Here is a 617-nt window from a genome sequence, read left to right as displayed (position 1 = left end):
TCATCAGGCACAATATTTTTATCACTCAAATCTAATGTCATTCCTGCAAGGTCATCAAAGCTGTCAATCTCATCCTCCTTTGTCATAACCAATGTCCCGGTCTGTTCTTGTTCCTGTGCAGAAGCCATGTTACTATGTGCACTCATAGGCAAAATTCCCATTGCCACTACCAAACCAATTGTTACCATTCTTCTTAAATTTTTACTCATAATCTACCTCCCTATATTGTTCTGCTTTTCAGCATTTTCTTTTGTCAACAACATTGTACCACAAAATTTAGCATTATTTTAAAATTTAGGAAAAGTGGTCGAAAATAAGGGAAAAGTGGTAAATTCTTTTATTTTTTTGCTGTTTTTACCACTTTTCCCAAGTTTTCGACCACTTTTCACGATTTTTGGCATAATTATATATCTTTCCGGTTTTAATAATTATTTGTATAGCAAACATGAATGATAACCCACCACAAAATTGCACAATTTTTACATAATTGACATTATACCCGAAACAAAATATACTAAAAACAATCAGACAATACTAATAATCTTTTCACAAATACTAACTATTTTTTATAAGAAACGGGGTGTTTAAATGGGTATATATTTCAATCCGACAAATGA

1 protein-coding gene is annotated in these 617 nt (G+C 31.6%); it reads right to left on the bottom strand.

Annotated features, from left to right (window positions below; genetic code table 11):
• Window positions 1-209: hypothetical protein (locus tag DW721_RS15885; RefSeq protein ID WP_147355428.1), on the bottom strand; the 209-nt coding region annotated here is incomplete at its 3' end.
• Window positions 210-617 lie beyond the last annotated feature (408 nt).

It is taken from the genome of Clostridium sp. AM27-31LB, from assembly GCF_003480745.1.
GTDB classification, from domain to species: domain Bacteria; phylum Bacillota; class Clostridia; order Lachnospirales; family Lachnospiraceae; genus Butyribacter; species Butyribacter intestini.
This window is presented reverse-complemented; position numbering and strand designations above follow the sequence as displayed.